The following is a 4,612-nucleotide window of genomic DNA, read 5'->3' on the forward strand; positions in this document are numbered from 1 at the left end:
CCATCACCCCATCTCCCCATCTCCCCATCCTCCACTCCCTCCAGCCAGTGACCAAATTCTGTGGTAAACCGATCGCTTAATATTGCTTCTCTAATCTTTTGGGTAAAGCGAATTAACTCAGTAATGTTGTGAATGCTTAACAAGGTGTAAGCTAAAATTTCTTGCGATCGCACTAAATGAGATACGTAAGCACGGCTGAAATTTTGACAAGTGTAGCAAGGACAAGTTTCATCTATGGGGGCAAAATCTTCACGAAACTTTGCATTTTTCAAATTCCAGCGTTCGCCTTGGACTATTGCTGTCCCGTGTCTAGCCCAGCGTGTGGGAATTACGCAATCAAATAAATCTACGCCAGAGGCAATGGCAATGGCCATTTCTCGATAAGTACCTACACCCATCAAGTAACGCGGTTTTTCAGGGGGTAAAAGTGGTGCTGTGACTTTGACAATCTCAGCCATCAATTCTGGTGGTTCTCCCACACTCACACCACCAATGGCGTATCCGGGTAAATCCAACTTAGCCAAAGCTTCCGCCGCACGACAGCGTAAATCTAAATATACGCCTCCTTGCACAATCCCAAATAAAGCTTGGTCGCTACGTTGATGAGCAGTTATGCAGCGTTCTAACCAACGGTAAGTGCGATCGGTGGCAGTTTGTACCTCTTGGCGAGTAGCTGGGTAAGGCGGACATTCATCAAAGGCCATGATCACATCTGCCCCTAAAGTATTTTGAATTTCAATGGAGCGTTCTGGTGTTAAGTTAATAATTTGTCCATCATGGGGTGAACGAAAAGTTACTCCATCTTCAGTAATTTTCCGCATCTCACTTAAACTGAATACCTGAAACCCACCAGAGTCTGTGAGCATCGGCCCGTTCCATCCCATAAATTTGTGCAACCCACCACCGCCAGCAACGATCGCTTCTCCTGGTTGTAAGTGAAGATGATAAGTATTCGATAAAATCATCTGTGCCCCAGTATCTCGTAATTGAGAAGGGGTGATGGTTTTGACATTAGCTAGCGTCCCCACTGGCATAAATCTTGGGGTTTCCACAGGGCCGTGAGGGGTAAAAAACACTCCTGCTCTAGCTTTTGTCTGACTACAGCAAGCAAGACATTGAAATGAAAAATTGGCACTCATACCATTTTTAATTTTTGAAGATGCGCTTGTAGAACTTACGCGAAACTACATAATTTAGGGGCAATTCATAAATTGCCCCTAAATCAATAAAGCGCAGCCCGACATAAAATTTATATAACAGTTGTTAAGGTAACGTTTGTTTAACTTAAATATTTTCTGGTAGAGACTGTCCTTTGCCAACAACTAAGGACAGTCCCTACCAGAGTATTAGCTTATTTAGAAAGAATCAGAACAGTCATCGTCAATTTCTGCATCCCATCTAGCTGAGAGTACTTGCTCCATCATCGCTTCTATGGCGCTGACATTGAAGCTTCGCTCCCGTCGCTCTTGCAGAGGGGTAGACCGAGGAATCAACCTCAGACACACTCCTTCCTGCATCAAATCAAAGTAGGTTTCTTGTTGTGACGACTGTTTGAGTTCTAAATAGTCAAAACTACAAACATTCAAATATAGGGCATGGTTAGCCACTAAGGTAGACCTTTGCGGGTTGGCAAAAACTTCCATCACATCCCCTTCACCCTCGCTCAGTACCTTGTCTTCTTGGGTGTAGATGTAGTGGACTCGACCTAAATCTGTCAGCAATCGCCGCATGTCGAGTTTATTCACAATGATGCCCGCGTTTACAATGCACGGAGCTGGTATGCTGGTGTCGGGTAGATGGTGACTCATAGGGAAATAGCGATTGAGCTGCAAAGAGAAAAACATCAGCTAAACAGTCATATTGAATAGCTTACATTTACTCTCTAATATTTTAAAAAATATCATTTGTCGGGCAACCGTCTATTGACAACTGTCTACTTTTTAGATAGCAATAGACTTTTTTCAGTGTTTGATTACCTTTCCACTATTGGCATTTTACCATGTTGAGGCTTTCTTAAAATCTGCGTTAGTGCTGGATATCCTTCAATCTAAGGATGTGGAGTTTTGCACCGATCGCCCAAGTCCAAATCGAATAAGTTTCTAGTTAACAAATACAAAACACAAATTTTGCTCCTTGATACAATTGTAATATTTTTGATTTTTTTGTATAAAATAAAACTTTTAAGCATTGAATGACCACTGAGACAAGCATAACAAAATTTTCCGGGATAATCTCTAATAGAAGTAAATCTTATTTAAAGCTTTAAAGTCTCCAGGTGTCATTTCTACTGAAACTCAGACTGTTATCGAGCAATTAACAATGTAACTCAAATGGTGAAACAGCAACAATGGTGGAAAAACCTGCTGTTCAAGCTAGCAGCAAGTATCATATTTTACACAGTTATTCCACTGCCGTATTTGAATAAATTAGACTTCCAGGGAGTGGCGCGTCTTGCCTCAATTGTAGGGTTGATAATTGGAGGCATTTTAGGGTTATTAGATTTAGTGATGAATTATACTGGTATGCCAATGCTAACTCGTAGTGCGTTAGTAGTCAGTATTTGGATTGCCATAACTGGAGGACTGCACCTAGATGGAGCAATGGATACTGCGGATGGCTTAGCAGTGGGCGATCCAAATCGGCGATTAGAGGTGATGGCAGATAGCGCCACAGGAGCCTTTGGGGCAATGGTAGCCATCATCATAGTAGTATTAAAAATCACAGCCTTAACCGAAATACCAGAAAACCGTTGCTTAATACTGATGGCTGCTTGTGGTTGGGGACGTTGGGGACAGCAAATAGCCATTGCTAGATATCCTTACCTGAAACCAACAGGCAAAGGTGCTGTTCACAAACAAGCCATTCGTTCTTACAAAGATTTATTACCGAGTTTGTTGTTGCTATTGAGTTTGAGTAGTTTAGTGTGGCTGATGGATAAACAGCAATTATTTTTGCCAATAGTAATGATACTAGCTGGAAGTGCGATCGCCACTTTTACAGCCGCCTGGTTTAACCACAAACTAGGCGGACACACCGGAGATACCTACGGCGCAGTCGTTGAGTGGACTGAAGCCTTATTTCTCTGTGTCTTGACTGCTGTGAAAAGTTAGGAGTGAAAAGTTAGGAGTTAGGAGTGAAAAGTTAGGAGTTAAGAATTTTTAACTCATCATTCATAACTTCTAACTCATAACTCATAACTCATAACTCATCATTCATAACTTCTAACTCCTAACTCCTAACTCCTAACTCCCAACTCCCAACTCCTAACTTCATTTAATCGGCTGCAATTTTGTCACCTTGAGTTTAAAAGCCCCAACTCCAGTTTCTCCGAAAGACCGGACGCGGATAACATAAGTGCCTGTTTCTACGATGCGAGTAAATAGTAGAGAATTGCTACTACCATCAGGGCCGTCATCATTTTCTGCTAAAGTTGAACCATCAGGTGCTAGCAATGTGATGATGCTGTCAAAGCTATCAGATGAGAGGTCAACTGCTAAATTGTCGCCCTTCTCTAGCTTGACTGTGTAATCGCGGGCAAACCCACCTTGACCTGTGGGAATGTCTTTGTCTGAAAGGCTATCGGAAAATTCAGTACTGTTAGATAAAGGAATTGGACTATATAACTTATTATTTTGAGCGAAAGCTGCACTTGTACTTGTAACTATTGCCAGCAACGTGGCAGGAATGACCATTGATTGTTTTAAAGCCGCCGCAAAAGCTTTATCCATAAATTTCAAGCAATTTTTCCGCAAAATTAGGGTGAATTGGTCAACTCATACACTTTTGTGCCCAAGTTTGCCCATTAATTCTGGATTGATTCGTCTTTAACTGTAGTGGCTACTGCTACTAATCCTAAGACCACAATTCCATACTCACGAAGTGTTTGCACAGCAGATCTGGCAGTAGCACCAGTAGTATAAATATCGTCCAATAATAATACTGGGACATTTGGAAGGCGATGGCGAAATTCTTGCCCAACAGCAAAAGCTGTCTTCAAGTTTTGTTCTCGCCCAGATACTGATAAACCAAATTGTGCTTGGGTTTGTCGCACTCTTGTTAATCCATCTAGTTTCAATTTTAATCCAGTTATTTCGCAGAAGCTTTGTGCTATTAAAGCAGCTTGATTGTATTTGCGTTGATGCAGCTTGCTAGCGTGGAGTGGGATGGGAACTACCACAGCCTGACTATCTCGCTTGGGTGAATTTAACAACCAAGATTCTCCTAACCATTGACCCAAAGGACGAGCTATTTGGGGTTGATTTTCGTATTTCATCACCGCGATCGCTCTTTTGACTATACCCCCATACTCACCCCAGCTAAATACTGGTAGTGGTTCTTTCCACAGAGAAATTGAGTTTTGACGTTGACATTTTTGCAATTGTCTAGCGCAGTTGTCACAAATTTCTTGAGAAGTTGAGCGTTGGCACAGTGGACAATGGGATTGGAGAAAAAGATTAAGTAAGCTTGTGAGCTTTTGGGTAAAAGTGTGCATTGGTCATTGGAGTGTTGACTGTTGACTGTTGACTGGTGAGTGTTGACTGTTTGGGGAGTTATTATTCTCACCCATCTCCCCATCTCCCCCATCTCCCCCATCTCCCCATCACTAAGAACC

The 4,612-nt window shown here is 42.1% G+C and carries 5 protein-coding genes; 1 reads left to right on the forward strand and 4 read right to left on the reverse strand.

Going from position 1 to position 4,612, the window contains the following annotated elements:
* Together tgt and GNE10_RS32215 are read right to left on the reverse strand one after the other, a co-directional pair.
* On the reverse strand, positions 1-1,139 hold a 1,139-nt coding region (gene tgt, locus GNE10_RS32210), incomplete at its 3' end, for a tRNA guanosine(34) transglycosylase Tgt (protein WP_185570039.1).
* A 216-nt stretch (positions 1,140-1,355) separates the two neighbouring features.
* Positions 1,356-1,808 (reverse strand): hypothetical protein, encoded by a 453-nt coding sequence (locus GNE10_RS32215; protein WP_099071968.1) that lies wholly within the window; start codon positions 1,806-1,808, stop codon positions 1,356-1,358.
* A gap of 522 nt (positions 1,809-2,330) precedes the next feature.
* On the opposite strand from GNE10_RS32215, the gene cobS reads away from it, so the two are divergent.
* Positions 2,331-3,110: an adenosylcobinamide-GDP ribazoletransferase gene (gene cobS, locus GNE10_RS32220; protein ID WP_185570041.1), complete on the forward strand. Its 780-nt coding sequence runs from the start codon at positions 2,331-2,333 to the stop codon at positions 3,108-3,110.
* A 159-nt stretch (positions 3,111-3,269) separates the two neighbouring features.
* Here the strand turns inward: cobS and GNE10_RS32225 are convergent, their stop codons facing one another.
* Both GNE10_RS32225 and GNE10_RS32230 read right to left on the reverse strand, forming a co-directional pair.
* Positions 3,270-3,728 (reverse strand): PPC domain-containing protein, encoded by a 459-nt coding sequence (locus GNE10_RS32225; protein WP_099071957.1) that lies wholly within the window; start codon positions 3,726-3,728, stop codon positions 3,270-3,272.
* Between the two features lie 74 nt (positions 3,729-3,802).
* Positions 3,803-4,492 carry a ComF family protein gene (locus tag GNE10_RS32230; protein WP_185570043.1) on the reverse strand — a complete coding sequence of 230 codons (690 nt, stop codon included), beginning with the start codon at positions 4,490-4,492 and terminating at the stop codon, positions 3,803-3,805.
* Positions 4,493-4,612 lie beyond the last annotated feature (120 nt).

Source organism: Nostoc sp. 2RC, from assembly GCF_014222165.1.
Lineage (GTDB): Bacteria > Cyanobacteriota > Cyanobacteriia > Cyanobacteriales > Nostocaceae > Nostoc > Nostoc linckia.